Source organism: Caulobacter sp. FV1ye6ST, assembly GCF_058681225.1.
In genome coordinates, this window is record NZ_CM178733.1 from 2,552,459 (window position 1) to 2,570,118 (window position 17,660).

General features: G+C 67.3%; 16 protein-coding genes. 9 read left to right on the top strand and 7 right to left on the bottom strand.

Annotated elements, in window-relative coordinates; genetic code table 11:
• The first annotated feature begins 16 nt into the window (after positions 1–16).
• Together recG and ACW175_RS12535 are read left to right on the top strand one after the other, a co-directional pair.
• A complete protein-coding gene (recG, locus tag ACW175_RS12530) occupies positions 17–2,113 on the top strand; it encodes an ATP-dependent DNA helicase RecG (RefSeq protein ID WP_492104776.1) in 2,097 nt (698 codons plus the stop codon).
• Between the two features lie 4 nt (positions 2,114–2,117).
• Positions 2,118–2,648: a P-loop nucleotide/nucleoside kinase family protein gene (locus ACW175_RS12535; protein WP_492104777.1), complete on the top strand. Its 531-nt coding sequence runs from the start codon at positions 2,118–2,120 to the stop codon at positions 2,646–2,648.
• On the opposite strand, the gene ACW175_RS12540 is transcribed toward ACW175_RS12535, so the two are convergent.
• Complete coding sequence (locus ACW175_RS12540) at positions 2,645–3,592, bottom strand: DUF808 domain-containing protein (RefSeq protein WP_492104778.1); 948 nt, start codon at positions 3,590–3,592, stop codon at positions 2,645–2,647. The genes ACW175_RS12535 and ACW175_RS12540 overlap by 4 nt on opposite strands.
• Positions 3,593–3,698: 106 nt before the next feature.
• Between ACW175_RS12540 and ACW175_RS12545 the strand changes: the two genes are divergently transcribed.
• Positions 3,699–4,664: a phosphotransferase family protein gene (locus ACW175_RS12545; RefSeq protein ID WP_492104779.1), complete on the top strand. Its 966-nt coding sequence runs from the start codon at positions 3,699–3,701 to the stop codon at positions 4,662–4,664.
• Complete coding sequence (locus ACW175_RS12550; protein WP_492104780.1) at positions 4,661–5,041, top strand: DUF6285 domain-containing protein; 381 nt, start codon at positions 4,661–4,663, stop codon at positions 5,039–5,041. The genes ACW175_RS12545 and ACW175_RS12550 overlap by 4 nt, the downstream gene beginning before the upstream one ends.
• On the opposite strand, the gene ACW175_RS12555 is transcribed toward ACW175_RS12550, so the two are convergent.
• The 4 genes from ACW175_RS12555 to rfaD all read right to left on the bottom strand — a co-directional run bounded on the left by ACW175_RS12555 (position 5,006) and on the right by rfaD (position 9,964).
• Positions 5,006–6,148 (bottom strand): DUF3089 domain-containing protein, encoded by a 1,143-nt coding sequence (locus ACW175_RS12555; RefSeq protein ID WP_492104781.1) that lies wholly within the window; start codon positions 6,146–6,148, stop codon positions 5,006–5,008. The two genes, ACW175_RS12550 and ACW175_RS12555, sit on opposite strands and share 36 nt — an antisense overlap.
• Before the next feature lie 47 nt (positions 6,149–6,195).
• A complete protein-coding gene (locus tag ACW175_RS12560) occupies positions 6,196–7,398 on the bottom strand; it encodes an acetyl-CoA acetyltransferase (protein ID WP_492104782.1) in 1,203 nt (400 codons plus the stop codon).
• A gap of 11 nt (positions 7,399–7,409) precedes the next feature.
• The gene (locus ACW175_RS12565; protein ID WP_492104783.1) at positions 7,410–8,876 is read right to left on the bottom strand and encodes an OB-fold domain-containing protein; all 1,467 of its coding nucleotides are present in this window, start codon (positions 8,874–8,876) and stop codon (positions 7,410–7,412) included.
• 86 nt (positions 8,877–8,962) lie between these two features.
• Positions 8,963–9,964, bottom strand: a complete 1,002-nt coding sequence (gene rfaD, locus ACW175_RS12570; RefSeq protein WP_492104784.1) for an ADP-glyceromanno-heptose 6-epimerase — start codon at positions 9,962–9,964, stop codon at positions 8,963–8,965.
• A 105-nt stretch (positions 9,965–10,069) separates the two neighbouring features.
• Between rfaD and ACW175_RS12575 the strand changes: the two genes are divergently transcribed.
• The 4 genes from ACW175_RS12575 (at position 10,070) to sseA (ending at position 14,817) form a co-directional block, all read left to right on the top strand.
• A complete protein-coding gene (locus ACW175_RS12575; RefSeq protein ID WP_492104785.1) occupies positions 10,070–11,500 on the top strand; it encodes a cryptochrome/photolyase family protein in 1,431 nt (476 codons plus the stop codon).
• A 47-nt stretch (positions 11,501–11,547) separates the two neighbouring features.
• On the top strand, positions 11,548–12,777 hold the full coding sequence (locus ACW175_RS12580) for a class I SAM-dependent methyltransferase (RefSeq protein ID WP_492104786.1): 1,230 nt from the start codon (positions 11,548–11,550) through the stop codon (positions 12,775–12,777).
• Positions 12,778–12,926: 149 nt separating this feature from the next.
• Positions 12,927–13,925: a cysteine synthase A gene (locus ACW175_RS12585; RefSeq protein ID WP_492104787.1), complete on the top strand. Its 999-nt coding sequence runs from the start codon at positions 12,927–12,929 to the stop codon at positions 13,923–13,925.
• Positions 13,926–13,959: 34 nt separating this feature from the next.
• Positions 13,960–14,817, top strand: coding sequence for a 3-mercaptopyruvate sulfurtransferase (gene sseA / locus ACW175_RS12590; RefSeq protein WP_492104788.1), 858 nt, complete (start codon positions 13,960–13,962; stop codon positions 14,815–14,817).
• Here sseA and ACW175_RS12595 read toward each other — a convergent pair.
• Positions 14,814–15,890 carry an amino acid ABC transporter substrate-binding protein gene (locus ACW175_RS12595; protein ID WP_492104954.1) on the bottom strand — a complete coding sequence of 359 codons (1,077 nt, stop codon included), beginning with the start codon at positions 15,888–15,890 and terminating at the stop codon, positions 14,814–14,816. The genes sseA and ACW175_RS12595 overlap by 4 nt on opposite strands.
• A gap of 81 nt (positions 15,891–15,971) precedes the next feature.
• Between ACW175_RS12595 and metC the strand changes: the two genes are divergently transcribed.
• On the top strand, positions 15,972–17,126 hold the full coding sequence (metC, locus tag ACW175_RS12600) for a cystathionine beta-lyase (RefSeq protein ID WP_492104789.1): 1,155 nt from the start codon (positions 15,972–15,974) through the stop codon (positions 17,124–17,126).
• Here metC and ACW175_RS12605 read toward each other — a convergent pair.
• Complete coding sequence (locus tag ACW175_RS12605) at positions 17,123–17,533, bottom strand: GFA family protein (RefSeq protein WP_492104790.1); 411 nt, start codon at positions 17,531–17,533, stop codon at positions 17,123–17,125. The genes metC and ACW175_RS12605 overlap by 4 nt on opposite strands.
• Between the last annotated feature and the right edge of the window lie 127 nt (positions 17,534–17,660).

Here is a 17,660-nt window from a genome sequence, read left to right on the forward strand (position 1 = left end):
GCTAAGATCTCGCCAGATGCGCCCGGAGATTCTCTTCCCCCTGTTCAGCTCGGTGTCCACGCTCAAGGGCGTGGGCCCGCGCGTCGCGCCGCTGGTCGAGAAACTGGCCGGCCCGATCGTGCGTGACGTGCTGTTCACCCCGCCGACGGCGCTGATTCGCCGATCGGTGACCACGGTCGACCAGGCCGTCGAGGGCCAGGTCCAGACCTTCATCGTCACCATCGACCAGCATCAGACGCCGGGCCGCCTGGGCCAGCCTTGGAAGATCCGCGCCTGGGATGGGACAGGCTTCCTGACCCTCGTCTGGTTCAAGGGCCACGGCCCGCACCTGGAGCGCCAGCACCCCAAGGGCGCGCAACGCGCCGTCAGCGGCAAGGTCGAACGGCCAGACGGCTACGCCTCCGAACTCCAGATCGCCCATCCCGACTACATCGTCGAGGCCGAGCGCGCCGGCGATATTCCCGAGATCGAACCAGTCTATCCGGCGACCCACGGCCTGCCCTCGCGGACCTTCCGCAAGTTCGCCCTTGAGGCCCTGAACCGCGCGCCCGAACTCCCCGAGTGGCAGGACCAGGCCTGGCGCGAGCGCGAAAAGCTGCCCGGCTGGCGCGAGGCCCTGACGGCCATGCACGCGCCCGCGAGCGAGGCGGATCTGGCGCCCCTGGCAAGGCCGCGCCGGCGTCTGGCCTATGACGAACTGCTGGCTCACCAGCTGGCCCTGGCCCAGCGCAAGGCCTCGCGCCGCGCGACGCCGGGCCCGCGCGTCCCGTCCGGCTCGCTGTCGGAAGCGGCCGAGAAGGCCCTGCCCTTCAGGCTGACCGGCGCCCAGATCCGTTCGCTTTCGGAGATTCGCGGGGACCTCGCTTCCGGCGAGCGGATGAGCCGGCTGCTGCAGGGCGATGTCGGCTCGGGCAAGACGGTGGTGGCGATGCTGGCCATGGCCGACGCGGCCGGCGCGGGCTTCCAGTCGGCCCTGATGGCCCCGACCGAGATCCTGGCCCGCCAGCACTTCGAGACCATCGCGGCGCCGCTGCGGGCGCTGGGCCTGTCGGTGATCCTGCTCACCGGCCGCGACAAGGGCGCCAGCCGTTCGGCCAAGCTGCTGGGCCTGGCGGACGGAACCCACCACGTCGCCGTCGGCACACACGCGCTCTTCCAGGACGACGTCGTTTTCGACCGCCTGGCCCTGACCATTATCGACGAACAGCACCGCTTCGGCGTCAACGAGCGTCGCCGCCTGCAAGACAAGGGCCCCTCTAGCGAAGATTGGGGCGTCCACTTGCTGGCCATGTCGGCCACGCCGATCCCGCGCACGCTGGAGCTGACCGTCTTCGGCGATCTCGACGTCTCGCGCATCGACGAGAAGCCGCCAGGCCGAACGCCGGTCGCCACCCGCGCCGCGCCCACCCCGCGCGTGCCCGAAATCGTCGAGCGCCTGCGCGGCGCCATCGCCAGCGGCGCCCAGGCCTTCTGGGTCTGCCCGCTGGTTTCGGAATCCGACAAGGTCGAGCTGCGCGCCGCCGAGGACCGCGCCGCCGACCTGGCCCGCCATCTGCCCGGCGTGGGCCTGGTCCACGGCCAGATGCCCGCAGCCGAGAAGGACGCGGTCATGCAGCGCTTCGCCGACGGCGAGGTGAGCGTGCTTGTGGCAACCACGGTGGTCGAGGTCGGGGTCAATGTTCCCAACGCCAGCATCATGGTCATCGAGCACGCCGACCGCTTCGGTCTGGCCCAACTTCACCAACTGCGCGGCCGGGTCGGCCGGGGCGCGCGGGAGAGTTCGTGCGTGCTGCTCTATGATCCGCCGCTCTCGGAAGTGGCCCAGCAGCGCCTGGACATCCTGCGCCGCAGCGACGATGGCTTCGAAATCGCCGAAAAGGACCTGGCGCTGCGCGGCGGCGGCGACCCGCTGGGCCTCAAGCAGAGCGGCTTCCCGGCCTATCGCCTGGCCGATCCCGTAGCGCACCGCGACCTGATCGCCGTCGCCGCCGACGACGCCCGCCTGATCCTGGCCCGCGACCCGGACCTCACCTCGCCACGCGGCCAGGCGCTGCGGACGATGCAGGAACTGTTCGACTGGAAACCCGCCTCGCCATTGAATGAAGCCGGATAGGCCCATGATCCGACGCCTCGTCCTGGTGTCGGGCGCGCCCGGCTCCGGCAAATCGACCTTGGCCAAGCCCTTGGCGACGCGCCTGGGCCTCGCGCTGATCTCAAAGGACATCATCAAGGAGACCCTGGTCGACGTCCTGGGCGACGGCGATGGTGACCTGGCCGCGTCACGACGCGTCGGTGGCGCGGCGATGGAAGTGCTTTGGGCGCTTGCCGCCTCCGCTCCGACCGCCGTGCTGGAGGCCAATTTCCGTCCTCGCAGCGTCTACGAACGCGGAAAGATCCTGGCCCTTGGCGGACACCTGGTGGAGGCCCATTGCGTCTGCGGCGCCGAGGAGACCGCCCGGCGCTTCGCGGCGCGCGCGGCCGCATCGGGCCATCATCGCAGCGCTCATCCGCTGGCGACCCTGACGCCGGAGCTGTTGGCCGAATACGATCGCCCGATGGCCCTCGGCGCGGTCCTGGAGGTCGACACTCGAACGCCCGTCGACATCGAGGCCCTGGCAGTCAGGATCGAGGCGTTCTGGCGCGCCTAGTGCGTCGCCGCCGCGCCCTTACGGTGATGCCAAAGGTGCATGACGCCGGCCAGGACACCGCCGACGGCCAGGCCGACCACCGCCGAACCCACCGCGAACGCTAGCCAGCCGGTCACGGCGCCGATGCCCGGGACACCGTGCGCCCAGTGCGAGAAGCCCTCGACCCAAGTCGGGATCGGCGTCAGGTGGAACTTCTCCAGCCCGTGAACGATGATGCCGCCGCCGACCCACAACATGGCCGCGGTGCCGATCACCGTCAGGGCCTCCATGGTCACGGGCATGGCCTTGACCAGGCCACGGCCAAACTTCTGCACGCCCTTGGCCTCACGGCGCGACAGGTGCAGGCCCATGTCGTCCATCTTCACGATTAGCGCTACCGCGCCATAGACCACGATGGTCAGCAGGACGCCGACGATGGCCAGCGCCGCCGCTTGTATCACGAGGCTCAGATGGGCGACCTCGGCCAGGGCGATAGCCATGATCTCGCCGGACAGGATCAAGTCGGTGCGGATCGCGCCATCGACCTTCTGCTTTTCAAGCTCGGGCGCGCTGAGCGCTAGTTCCTCGATCGCCTCGCCCTCCGCCCCTGGCGCGAACGCCTCCAGGATTTTCTCGGTGGCCTCGAAGGCCAGATAGGCGCCGCCGACCATCAGGATCGGCGTCACGGCCCAGGGCGCGAAGGCCGACAGCACCAGCGCGCCGGGCAGCAGAAACAGCAGCTTGTTGCGCAACGAGCCAACGGCGATCTTCCAGACGATCGGCAGCTCGCGGTCGGGCGTGAAGCCCATGGCGTAGCCGGGCGTCACAGCCGCATCGTCGACCACCACGCCCACGGCCTTGGTCCCCGCCTTCCCAGCGGCCGCCCCCACATCGTCCAGCGAGGCGGCGGCGAGCTTGGTGATGGCCGCGACGTCATCCAGCAGCGCGGCGAGACCGGAAGGCATGAGGGATCCTGAGCAGAGTTTAAGCTCGTTGCGTAAGGCGCGCCGGGCTCGCCGTAAAGTCGCGAAGCTCTTGCCTGACGTAAGGTGAAACCTGGAAGCTTGCTCCATGGACATCGCCGCCGCTCTCGATCGCCTCGCCTCGCGCCTGTCGCCGACCGCGACCAGAGCCGCCAACGCCCGCCGCCTGTCGGGCGGCGCCAGCCTGGAAACCTGGGCTTTCGATCTCGACGACGGGACGCCGCTGATTCTGCGTCGCCGCCCCGATGGCGCGGCTATGCGCCAAACCGCCCTGTCCCTGGCGTCCGAGGCTGGGCTGATCCGCGCGGCCGATCAGGCCGGCGCGCCGGCGCCCAGCGTGGTCCATGTCTGCACGCCCGACGACAGCCTCGGCGAGGCCTATGTCATGCGCCGTCTGGAGGGCGAGACCCTGGGTCGCAGGATCGTCCGCGACGAGGCCTTCGCCGCCGTGCGCCCCGACCTTGCTCGCCGCTGCGGCGAGGTGCTGGCGCGGATTCACGCCGTGCCGACCGAAGGCCTGCCGGAGCTGACCACATCCGACGCGCGCGGCGAACTCGCGCGCTACGAGGAGATCTACCGCCAACTGGGCGCCCGGCGACCGATCCTGGAGGCCGCCTTCCGCTGGCTGGAGACGATCGCGCCGCCACCGCCCGAGCGGCCGGTGCTGGTCCACGGCGATTTCCGGAATGGCAATCTGATGATCCACCCGACGGGCGGCTTGGTCGGGGTGCTCGACTGGGAACTGGCCCATCTGGGCGACCCGGCCGAAGACCTCGGCTGGATCTGCGTCAATTCCTGGCGCTTCGGCGAATGGAGAAAGCCCGTCGGCGGCTTTGGCGACTATGGCGACCTGTTGGCCGCATACGGTGGCGGGGTCTCGCTGGAGCGCGTGAAGTTCTGGCAGGCGCTGGGCTCGCTAAAGTGGGGCGTCATGTGCCTGATGATGTATTCCAGCTTCGCCAGCGGCCAGGATCGCTCGATCGAGCGCGCCATGATCGGCCGGCGGACCAGCGAGACGGAGATTGACCTTGTGGTGCTGATGGAGCCGGCATGATCAGCCACCCGACCGCCGCCGAACTGGCCGAAGCCGTTGCCGCCTTCGACGCTGAGATCACCATATCCGGCGATGCGCGCCAGGCCTTTCTGACCCGCGTCGCCGACAACGCCCGCGCCACCCTGGCCCGCGAAGCCGAGCACGGCGCGAGGTTGGAGGCCGAGGCTATCGAGCGGCTTGAGGCCTTGATGGCCGACACCGGCGACTTCGCCACGCTCAACGCCAAGCTCTGCGAGGCCTTGCGGACCAGCGCGATCGGCCCGCTTGATCCGGCGCTTTTGGCGCACCTGCGCGCCACGGCCATCGGCCAGATCGCCATCGATCAGCCCGGCTATGGCGGCCTATCGGCGCTGCGGGATCGTGGGAATGGCGGCTAGCGGGCGGCCGACCATGGTCGCCGACCGCGCCAGGGCGTCGGCCTCGATATCGGCATAGAACAGGTTGAAGGCGTCGACCTTTCGCCGGTCGGCCCACGAGCCGCTGTCGCGCAGCGCGCTCGACTTGGGCTTGCTCGTCCTCAACAGGCCGTTCTCGCAGCGCGCCGAGACCTGCCTTTGCAAAAAGGCCGGCCGGGCGCCCCAATCCAGACCCGTGGCGTTGGCCGCGCCCAAGTTCAGCTTGGCCGGCGCGCGCTCCAGACCGGTCCCGCCCAGCAGCGGGTTGAAGCACAGCGGCGTGCGGTGCTCGAGGTTGACCAGTTGGTCGGTCGCGTCCCAGATCAGCGAGCGGCCCGTCAGTTCCTGGACGGCCCGGAAGTCGCCCTCCTGAGCCGACGCCCAAGCCGCGACGCATCCGGTCTCGCCCTTGTGCTCGCAGGCGGGGATCGGCGCCTTCGGTCCGTATTCGTCGGCCGGCGCCACCGTCTCGACCAGATAGGCGGCGACAAGGCGGCGCTTGAGGTCTGGGTCGGTGGCGATCTCCTCGCGGAGCAGGCGAACGGCCAGGGAGCCGCCCTGCTCCACCCCGACGATGATGAACGGCCGCGCCTCGCCGTAGCGCGACAGATAGGTTCTGAAGGCAAGCTTGACGTCGCCATAGGCGAAGCGCCGCGCGTCGCGGGCATCGTCGCGCAGGGTCAGGTAGGTATAGAGGCTGGCCTGGCGATAGCGCGGCGCGAACACCCTTCCCACGCGGTCGAATGGTCCCGCATAGTTCGGGATCACCACCCGCGACAGGAACCGCTGGGCCTTCGGCTGGTCGATGCCGCCGTTCCAGTCGCGACCGCCGTCGAAGGTGGTCGGGTGAACGAAGAACACGTCGACCGGCTGGTTGGCCCGGGCGGCGCCCGGCAGCAAGACCCAGGACGAGCGCTTGCCATAGTCCGGGGCTGGCGGCGGGCGGTAGGTCAGGAACGGGACCTTGGGGTCCAGGGCGTTGCTGAGGATGTCATAACGGAAGACGAAGGCGGCCGTCAGGAACAGCGCCAGGAACAGCGCCAGCCCCGCGAAAATCCAGCGCTTGAAGCCCTTGAACGTACCGCCCATGGCCTTGAGTTACACCAAGGCCATGGCGGCTTTAAGCCTCTTTTCCCTTAAGCGCCTTCCTGGCCGATGATCGCCACCGAGCAGACGTTGCTGGCTGGCGCCCCGCCCAGATTGTGGGTCATGCCGAAGACCGGATCAGAGAGTTGCCGCTCGCCCGCGCGCCCCTGCAGTTGCAGGTACATCTCGTAGAGCATCCGCAGGCCCGAGGCGCCGATCGGATGGCCGAAGCATTTTAGGCCGCCGTCGATCTGGCACGGCATCCCACCGTCGGCGTCATAGAAGCCGTCCAGCACATCCCGCCAGCCCTGGCCTTCCGGCGAGATGAAAAGGTCCTCCATCGTCACCAGCTCGGTGATCGAGAAGCAATCGTGCACCTCCATCATCGAGATCTGGTCACGCGGCCGCTCGATGCCGGCCTCTTTGTAGGCCTTCCGCGCGGCGATGCGGGCGGTGTGGAAGTGGCTGCCGTCCCAGCCATTGTACTGGCTCTCGTAGCCGTTCGAGACCGACAGCTGCAGGGCCTTCACCGTGACCAGATCGTGCTTGCCGAGCGCCCGGGCGATTTCGGGCGTGGTGACGATCGCCGCGGCGGCGCCGTCCGACACGCCACAGCAGTCGAACAGGCCCAGCGGCTCGGCGATCATCGGCGCGTTCAAGGCTTGCTCGGCGGTGATCGGCTTGCGCAGGTGCGCCTTGGGGTTCTTGGCGCCGTTGGCGTGGCTCTTGACCGAGACATGGGCGATGGCGCGCTTGAGATCATCCTTGGAGACCCCGTGCTTGGCGCGATAGGCGCTGGCCAGCTGGGCGAAGTTGCCTGGCGCGGAGCCGTTCGGCATTACCTGCGGACTGAGCGTCCCCGGATTGGCGACCGGCAGGCCGCCGTAGCCGGTGTCCTTCAGTTTCTCGACGCCCACGGCGAGCGCGATATCCGCCGCGCCGGCCGCCACGGCATAGACCGCGCCGCGGAAGGCCTCCGAGCCCGAGGCGCAGAAGTTCTCGACGCGGGTGACGGCGATGTTGGGCAGGCGCAGGGCGATCGACAGCGGCGTGCCGCCCTTGCCCGAGCCGATCTCATCGATGTGCGTCGAGAACCAGGCCGCATCCAGCTGGGTCTGATCGATGCCCGCGTCCTGCATGGCCTCCAGATAGGCCTCGACCATCAGCTCGTCGGGGCCGGCGTCCCAGCGCTCGCCGAACTTGCTGCAGCCCATCCCGAGGATGGCGACCTTGTCCCGGATACCCTGCGGCATGATCGGTCTCCCTATTCGGCGGCTTGAGAGGTTTGGGCGGCGATGGCCGCGCGATCCGGCGTGGCCTTCCAGAAGTAACGGACAAAGCCGCGCTTCTCGTCGAGCTCCTTGATGCGGAACACCATCCGCACCGGCAGGCCGGTCTCGACGTCACCCGGCGAGACGTCGGTTATGTCCATCATGATCCTGCCGCCGCCCTCGAAGACGATCATGCCGTAGTGGTTCGGCGGAGCCATGGAAAAGGTAAGATAATCAGCTGAATAGCTGAGAACGCTCGCGCGGCGTTCGGCGAAGCGATACGGCTCCTGCGTGTCGACGGCCGGATTGTTCGGCGCGACCGAGATGCGCGTGCGTGGGAACTGAACGACACCCGTCTCGCGGCAGCGGCCGCCGACCAGACCCAGGATCATGTCCTCATTGCGATAGAGGGTGGTCAGGGCCGTCTTGTTGTCCTTCTCGGCCCGCATGCCCTTGTCCCATTCGACCAGGCCGTTGAAGGTCAGGAATTTCAGATAGTTGGTTTCAACTTCTCGATCAGACAGCGAGCCCGTGACGCCCCGCGCGGGACGCGGGCCTTGGCCGGTGGCCCGGAACACCAGCGCCTCGGCGCCCTGGCCGAACTGGGCGACCAGGATCACCTCGCCGGCCTTGGCGTCCTCCAGCGCGTGGGCCAGCATGATCGGTCCGTGCGCGCAGCCCGCCTCGCCCATCACGGCGGCGAGATTGTCGCGAACAGCCTCTGGCCTGATCCCAAGGGCCTTGGCGACGGTCGCGGCCATGCCCGAGAAGGTCGATGGAAAGCAGAAATGATCGACATCAGAGGCGCTTAACCCGGCAACTTCAAGCGCCCTTCGCACAGCCGGCGGGACGAGCTTGACGATGCCCTCATCGCGGATCCAGCGCTCCTCCCAGTAGTAGTCAAAACCGCCGTCGTCGCCCCGGAAGTGGTCGACGAAGTCGTCGGTGACCGAACCCCGTCCCATTAGCTCGGCCGCGCCGGGACCGTCCGTGACCACGAACGCCGCCGCGCCGTCGCCGAAGTCCAGTTCCTGGGCCGAGACGGCGCGGGCCCTGCGGCGCTCGCCGATGGCGACCAGAGAGGTTCCGCCGCTCGCCAGCGCCTGGCCCAGCGCCGTCAGGCCGCAGCGCTGCGAACCGGTCACGTCGCTGGCGGTGATCGACTTCTCAAGGGTCAGGGCCGCCGAGACGATCCCCGCGTTCAGCCGGTCGGCGAAGGGCGCGGTCGTGGACGCGAAATAGAGGCTGTCGATGTGGCCGCGGTCGTCGTCGGGGCCGAGCGCGTCGCGGGCCGCCTCGACCGCCATGGTCAGGGCGTCCTCGTCCCAGTTGGCCATAGAGCGCTCGCCCTTGCCCTTGGCCTTCAGGTTCGGCGCGACCCAGGCATTGGCCTCGGTCATCGCCTTGCGGCTCAGGCGCAGACGCGGCGCGTAAGCGCCCCAGGCGGCGATGCCGGCCATGATGAACTCCCTGACGTCGAGGTTCGCGCCTCGATCTCGGGGCTCAGCCTACGCCCGTCGCCCGGGCCGGCAACCGTGCCCTGACGTCAGCGATACGGGTCGTCGGTATTCAGATAGCCCGCCACATAGTCGGCGACGCCGTCTTCCAGCGTGGTCATCGGCGCGTCATAGCCAGCGGCCCGCAGACGGCTCATGTCCGCCTGGGTGTAATACTGGTACTTGCCGCGCAGCACCTCGGGCATGTCGATATAGGTGATGTCGGGCGCGCGGTTCACGGCCTCGAAGGTGGCCACCGCGAGATCGCGGAACGAGCGCGCATGGCCCGAACCCAGATTGAAAACGCCGTTGACGGCTGGGCTCCTGGACAGCCAGGCGATCACGTCGACCGCGTCGCGGACATAGACGAAGTCGCGCAGCTGGCCGCCGTCCTCGTAGTCCTGATGATGCGACTTGAAGAGCTTGACGCCTTCGCCCGCGGCGACGCGCGGCCAGATCTGGGCCACGACCGACTTCATGCCGTCCTTGTGGTCCTCGTTGGGGCCGTAGACGTTGAAGAACTTCAGGCCCACCCATTGGGCCGGGGCATGGCCGCGATGAGCCTCGCGCACGGCGTAGATATCGAACAGCGCCTTGGACCAGCCATAGGCGTTCAGCGGCCGCAGGGCCTGCAGCGAGGCCGGATCGTCCTTGCCCTCGAAGCCCAGCGAGCCGTCGCCATAGGTCGCCGCCGACGAGGCGTAGATCAGCCGCTTGCCGTGTTGCGCGCACCAGTCCCAAAGGTCGCGTGACAACACGAAGTTGGACCGCACGATCTTGTCGGCGTCCTGCTCGGTCGTCGAGGACACCGCGCCCATGTGGATGATCAGTTCGACCTCCGCGCCGCGCTTGGCCAGCCAGTCGAACAGCTGCTCGGGGGCCACGAAGTCGGCGATCGGATGCTTGGCGATGTTGCGCCACTTGCCGCTGGCCGCGTCGCGCAAGCGATCGCAGACCACGACGTCCAGCGCCGGATCCTCGCAGAAGCGCGCGACGATGTTCGAACCTATGAAACCCGCGCCGCCGGTGACGAGAACGATGCGCCGGGTCATAGAGCGCCCCCGCGGGCGACGACTTGCGGATGATCCAAGGAAACGGTTCCGACGTATTAGGAGTGCAGGCGCCCGAGAGGTGGCCTTTCGGGCGAGGTGAAGCAAGTGCGGACGGACAAAGACCAGGAGCCGATCATCGTCTGGTTCCGCGAAGACCTGCGCTTAGCCGACAATCCCGCCCTGCGCCATGCCGCCGACAGCGGCCGGCCGGTGATCCCGCTGTACATTCTCGATGAGACCACGGACGTCCGACCGATGGGCGCCGCCTCGCTTTGGTGGCTGGACAAGTCTCTGAAGAGCCTGGCCGAAAGCCTTGATAAGCTTGGCAATAAGCTGGTGCTGCGCAAAGGCGTCGCCACCGAGGTTCTCGACGACATCATCGCCCACAGCGGGGCGACCGGCGTGCTGTGGAACCGGCTCTACGACAAGGCCAGCATCGATCGCGACACCGAAATCAAGGCCCGTCTGAAGGAAGCCGGCGTCGACTGCCAAAGCTTCAACGCCGGTCTTTTGAACGAACCCTGGACGGTGCAGAACGGCTCCAAGCAGCCCTACAAGGTCTTCACGCCCTACTGGCGGGCGGCGCGCGAGCACCTCACCCACGTGACTGCGGAACCCGCGCCCAAACATCTGAAATCGCCGGAACATTTCCCGCGCAGCGAAAGTCTATCCGGCTGGAATCTGCAGCCAATCAAGCCCGACTGGTCCAAGGGCTTCGATATCTGGAGGCCCGGCGAGGCGGGCGCGCTGGAGCGACTTGACGCGTTCCTGTCCGGCCCTGTTGACGGCTATGGCGAGAAGCGCGACGTGCCGGGCGTCGAGGCCACCTCGCGCCTGTCGCCGCACCTGCACTTCGGCGAGATCGGACCGCGGCAGGTGTGGATTGCCGCCCGCAACGCCGCCGAGCACGGCGACGCCCCCGCGGGCGAGATCGAGAAGTTCCTGTCCGAAATCGGCTGGCGCGAGTTCAATCACGCCATCCTCTTCCATTGTCCAGAGCTGCCGACGCAGAGTTTTCGGCCCGAGTTCGACGCCTTCCCCTGGAAGCCCAACCCCGCCTTCTTCGAAGCCTGGACCAAGGGCGAGACGGGCTATCCGATGGTCGACGCGGGCATGCGTGAACTGTGGGCCACCGGTTTCATGCACAATCGCGTGCGAATGATCGTCGCTTCGTTTCTGATCAAGCATCTGCTGGTCGACTGGCGGCAGGGCGAGGCCTGGTTCTGGGACACGCTGCTCGACGCCGACCTGCCCAACAATGTCGGCAACTGGCAGTGGGTGGCCGGCAGCGGCGCCGACGCCGCGCCCTACTTCCGGATCTTCAACCCCATCGCCCAGGGCGAGAAGTTCGATCCGCGTGGCGTCTATGTCCGACGCTGGGTCCCAGAGCTCAAAAACGTTTCCGACGAGGTTATCCACAAGCCATGGACCCGAGCCTTGCATCTGCCGGCCGAAGCAAAACGTCTCTATTCTAGACCAATCGTCGACCACGCCGAGGCGCGAGAGAAAGCCATGCAGGCCTATCGCAGCCTCTAGCGGGTTTACGGGCCGGTCCTTAACAGCGTTAATGAACGCGCAACCGGATGCGAGGCCCCGCCTTGGATACGACGCTCTGCAACCACCCCGACCTGAAGGCCGCCCCGACCGCCTTCCGAACCGCCCTGCGGGTGGCGGCGACGAACTGGGAGTTCGGTTCGGTCACCTTCATCCTGCCAACCGGCAAGGCCGTGACCGTGCGGGGGCGCCAGACTGGTCCGGAAGCGACGATCCGGATCCGCGACTACAACTTCGTCCGCCGCGCCTTCTCGTCCGGCGACATCGGTTTCGCCGAGGGCTTCATGGCCGGCGAATGGGAGACGCCCGACCTGTCGGCGGTGCTCGAAGCGTTCTCTCTGAATTTCGACAAGCTGTCCGCCCTTGTGGACGGCAACCCGGTCATGCGGGTCATCAACGTCCTCTACCACCTGTTCCACCGCAACAGCCGAGACGGCTCGCGCAAGAACATCCACGCCCATTACGACCTGGGCAACGCGTTCTATTCGCGCTGGCTCGATCCCAGCATGACCTATTCCTCGGCCCTCTACGAGCGGCCGAACCAGTCCCTGCCCGAGGCCCAGACCGCCAAGTACGCGGCCCTGGCCCGGACCATCGACCTAGCTCCCGGCAAACACGTGCTGGAGATCGGCTGCGGCTGGGGTGGTTTCGCCGAGTTCGCCGCCAAGGAGGTGGGCGCCAAGGTCACCGGCATCACCATCTCCCAGGCCCAGTACGACTTCGCCCGCAAGCGCCTGTTCGAGCAGGGCCTGGCCGAGAAGGCCGACATCCAGCTGATCGACTATCGCGACGTCCAGGGCCAGTTCGACGCCGTGGCTTCGATCGAGATGTTCGAGGCCGTAGGCGAGGAATACTGGCCCTCGTACTTCGGAAAGATCCGCGACGTGCTGACGCCCGGCGGTCGCGCCGGCCTGCAGATCATCACCATTCGCGACGAGCTGTTCGACGACTATCGCGGGCGCACCGACTTCATCCAGCGCTACATCTTCCCGGGCGGCATGCTGCCCAGCGAGGCGCGACTTAAGGAAGAGACCGAGCGCGCGGGCCTTGAGTGGAGCGATCTCAAGCGCTTCGGCCAGAACTATGCCGACACCCTGGCCGAATGGGCGCGGCGCTTTGAAGGCGCTTGGAGCGACATCCGCAAGGACGGCTTCGACGAACGCTTCCGGCGCCTGTGGCGGTTCTATCTCAGCTACTGCGAAGCAGGCTTTCGGACCGAGCGGACCAATGTCATTCAGCTAGGCCTGAGCCGCAGCTGATATCCACAGCTTGTGGATATCATGTCAAGCCACGGTGAAGCTTGAGGTTTGGCGATCCGCCCTGAGGCGCTTTCAGGAAAACTGGGGTTGCGCCGGCCTTTCGCCGCACGATCTGTCAGCCAACCGAAAGATCTTGCCCAAGGCCCCACATGACCGCCCTGCCCAGCGTTCTCGACGCGATCGGAAACACCCCGCTGATCCGCTTGAACCGCGCCAGCCAGGCCACGGGCTGCGAGATCCTGGGCAAGGCCGAGTTCATGAACCCTGGACAGTCGGTCAAGGACCGCGCCGCGCTGGGCATCATCCGTGACGCGGAGGCCAGGGGTCTGCTGAAGCCCGGCGGTCGCATCGTGGAGGGCACCGCCGGAAATACCGGCATCGGCCTGGCCATGGTCGCCTCGGCGCTGGGCTACAAGACGACGATCGTCATCCCCCGGACCCAGAGCCAGGAGAAGAAGGACGCCATCCGCCTGCTGGGCGCGGAACTGGTCGAGGTCGACGCCGCCCCCTACTCCAATCCCGACAACTATGTTCGCTATTCCGGACGCTTGGCCGAGGAACTTGCCAAGACTGAAACCAATGGCGTTGTCTGGGCCAACCAGTTCGACAATGTCGCCAACCGCGACGCCCACTATCGGGCGACCGGGCCGGAAATCTTCGAGCAGACGGGCGGCAAGGTCGACGGCTTCATCTGCGCGGTGGGCTCGGGAGGCACCCTGGCCGGCGTCGCCCAGGCCCTGCGCGAGCGCAAGCCCGGCGTGAAGATCGGCCTGGCCGACCCCTACGGCGCTTCGCTCTACAGCTGGTATAAGGACGGCGAGCTGAAGTCCGAAGGAACCTCGATCAGCGAGGGCATCGGCCAGGGCCGCGTCACCGCCAACCTGGAAGACCTGATTGTCGACCACCCCTTCCGCGTCAGCGACGAAGAGATGCTGGAAGTGGTCTTCGATCTTGTCCAGCACGAGGGGCTTTGCCTGGGCGGTTCGGCCGGCATCAATGTCGCCGGCGCGATCAAGCTGGCCCGCGAGCTGGGTCCTGGCCACACCATAGTGACCATCCTGTGCGACCACGGCTCGCGCTACCAGTCCAAGCTGTTCAATCCCGAATTCCTGAAGGAAAGAGGCTTGCCGACGCCGCCTTGGATGTAAACTCGCCGCCGAGTCTGATCCCAAGAGGCGTTCCATGGCCATTCCGTCCGATCCGTTGGTCTCCACCGCATGGCTGGCGGAGCACCTCGACGCGCCTGACGTGCGTGTGGTCGACGCCTCGTGGCACATGCCGGCCGCCCAGCGCGATCCGGGCCAGGAGTTCCTGGCCGCCCACATCCCGGGCGCGGTGTTCTTCGACATCGACGACATTTCCGACGAGACGTCGGACCTGCCGCACATGATCCCGACGGCGGTCAAGTTCGCCTCGCGGGTCAGGAAGCTGGGACTGGGCGACGGTTCGCGGATCGTGGTCTACGACAGCAGCGGCATCCTGCCGGCCGCGCGCGCCTGGTGGCACTTCCGCGCCATGGGCCACGAGGACGTCGTGGTGCTGGACGGCGGCCTGCCCAAGTGGATCGCCGAGGGCCGCCCGGTCGAGGACGGTCCGGCAATGCCACAGGAGCGGCACTTCACCCCGCGCTACCAGGCCGACATCTATCGCTCGCTGGAGCAGATGCGCGAGATCGTCGAGACCGGCCGCGAGCAGATCATCGACGCCCGCGCCGCCGGCCGTTTCGAGGGTAGAGATCCCGAGCCCCGCGCAGGCCTGCGCGGCGGTCACATGCCCGGCGCCCGCAACATCCCACTCTCGGCCCTGTTGGCCGCCGACGGGACCATGCTGCCGGCCGAGCCGTTGAAGACGGTGTTCGAGTCCGCGGGAGTCGACATCAACAAGCCGATCACCTCGACTTGCGGGTCAGGCATCACGGCCTCGGTCGTGGCCCTGGCGCTGGCGCGCTTGGGCAAGCCGCGCTCTGCGGTCTATGACGGCTCGTGGACAGAATGGGGCGGCTTGGCCGACACGCCGATCGCGACGGGACCGGCGACCTAACGCATCGGCGGCGCGTAGAGCAGGCCGGGCTTGGGCGCGTTCCACAGCGCGTTCAGACCCCGGTCCAGCTTCAGCGCCGAACCTCCGCCGATGTCGCGGTCGAAGATCTCGCCATAGTTGCCGCCGGCCGAGATGGCGCGCGCGGCCCAGTCGGAGTCCAGACCTAGGATCGCGCCGAAGCCACCCTCGCCGAGCAACCGCCGCGCCTCCGGATCGGCGCCGGTCTTCATGTCCTTGGCGTTGGCTTTCGTGACGCCATGCTCCTCGGCCAGGACCAGGGCGTAGAGCGTCCATCGGACGATATCGGTCCAGACAGGATCGTCCTGGCGCACCAGCGGACCCAGCGGTTCCTTGGAGATGGCGTCGGGCAGGATCACGTGGGCGCCCGGATCATCCAGCACCGACCGCGCCGCCGCCAAGGCGGAAATGTCGGCGGTGAACGCGTCGCACCTGTCGGCCTGATAGGCCGAGCGGGCCAACTCCTCGCTATCGAACACCATGGCCGTGTAGGCGATGCCGCGCGCCCGGAAGAAATCCTCGAGGTTTTGAGCCGAGGTGGCGCCGGTCTGGACGCAGATCTTGGCCGTGTTCAGCTCGACGGCGCTGGTCAGGTTCAGATTGCGGCGGACCAAGAACCCCTGCCCGTCGAAATAGGAGATGGCCGCCATGTCCAGCTGGTCGCCGACGTCGCGCGAGAAGGTCCACGAGGTGTTGCGCCACAGGACATCGACCTTGCCCGTACGCAGCGCGGCGATCCGCTCCTCGTTGCCCAGCGGCACGAAGGTCACCTTGTCGGGCTTGCCCAGCACGGCCGCGGCCAGGGCCCGACAGAAGTCGACATTGAAGCCGCGCCAGCGCCCGCCATTGTCCTGAAAGGCGAAGCCTGGCAGCTCGGGATTGACCCCGCAGCGCAATTCGCCGCGCGCCTTGACGGCTTTCAGGGTCTTGCTGGGCGCGGCGGGCTTGATGGCCAACGGCGCGGCCGTCTCGGCCGGCTTGGGTTCCGGCGCGGACCCGCGCTGACCGCACGCCGCGAGCGCCAGCAAGGACAGAACCACTACGCCAAAACGCACCGACAACCGATCGCTCCTTGAACCGTGCGCGCGGAGCCTTAAACCACAAGCGGTAAGCCGCGTCGCCGAGAGTCCCCCGCCATGGATGAAGAAACCCGTCTGGTCCGTACAGGCTCCGAGCCGACCGCCATGGCGCGCACCGTAAATCCGCCGATCCAGCGCGCTTCGACGGTGCTGCTGCCCAATGCGGCGTCACTCTACGACGATGACCAGATCACCTACGGCATTACGGGCCTTTCGTCGCCAGCCGCCCTGCAGAAGGCCCTGGCCGAGCTGGAGGGTTCGCCAGACGTCACTCTCTATCCATCGGGTCTGGCGGCGATCACCGGCGCCATGCTGGCGGTGTTGAAGGCCGGCGACGAGATCCTGGTGGTCGACAGCGCCTACAAGCCGACGCGCCGGTTCTGCGACCGCGTCCTGACCCGTTTCGGCGTCGCCACCACCTACTATGATCCCGCGCTGGACGCCGACGGCCTGATGGCGCTGGTGACGCCCAAGACCCGGATGATCCTGCTGGAAGCTCCCGGCTCCTTGACCTTCGAAATGCAGGACGTGCCGGCCATCGCCAAGGCCGCCAACGATCGCGAGATCATCACCCTGATCGACAACACCTGGGCGGCCGGGCTCTATTTCAAACCGTTGGCTCATGGAGTGACGATCAGCGTCCAGGCCCTGACCAAATATGTGGGCGGCCACTCGGACTGCTTCATGGGCTCGGCCACGACCATGGACGTCGACATCGGCAACGCTCTGGGCAACGCCATGTGGGACATCGGCTGGTCGGTGTCGCCCGATGACGCCTACACCATGCTGCGGGGCCTGCGGACCCTGACGACCCGCCTGCCCCGCCACCACGAGAACGGTCTCGTTATCGCCCGTTGGCTGCAGGACAGGCCCGAGGTCGCCAAGGTGCTGCACCCCGCCCTGCCCGGCGATCCGGGTCATGCGATCTGGAAGCGCGATTTCACCGGCGCCTGCGGCCTGTTCGGCGTGGTGCTCAAACCCTGCGGCCAGCGCGCCGTCCACGCCTTCCTCGATGAGCTCAAGCTGTTCGGCCTGGGCTTTTCCTGGGGAGGCTATGAGAGCCTGGCGATCCACTGCGATCCGCAGCTGAAGAACCGCTCCGTGCCGGCTGCCATTGAAGGGCCGCTGCTGCGCCTGCACATCGGCCTGGAGACGATCGAGGATCTGAAGATCGACCTCGACCGCGCTTTCGAGGCCCTCCGGTCCGCCTAGAGATAGCGAACCTCGGTCTCCGACGGTCGCTCCCACCAGCGATTGTCGCGGCCGTTGCCATAGTTGATCGGCGCGGCCGCCAGCTCGTCGGGTGTGACATCATCCAGCGTCGCCACCTGGATCGAGACAAAGTCACCGCCCAGTTCGGCGACATGGCCGTGGCCGAATACGCGAACACCGCAGGTCGCGCAGAACCGATGATGGCAGCTCATCGAGCCGAACAGGTAGTCACCCAGGCGATCCTCGCCGGTCAGCAGGCGGAAAGCGTCTGGCTTCATCAAGACGCCCCAGCTGCGAGTCTTGGCGCAGATAGAGCAATTGCAGCGGCCGGCGCCGGCTTCCAGGTCGATCTCGGCTTCGTAGCGGACGGCGCCGCAGTGGCAGCTGCCGGTATGGGTCTTGAGCATCGGGTGTCCCTCTCGGTGTTCGTTGCCCACCGTTCTAGAAACACGCTGCTGCCGCCTTACTGTCAGTATCGACGTCGCGATCACGCCAAAAGCGATTGGCCAAAAAGACCGCTGGAATGTGCAATCG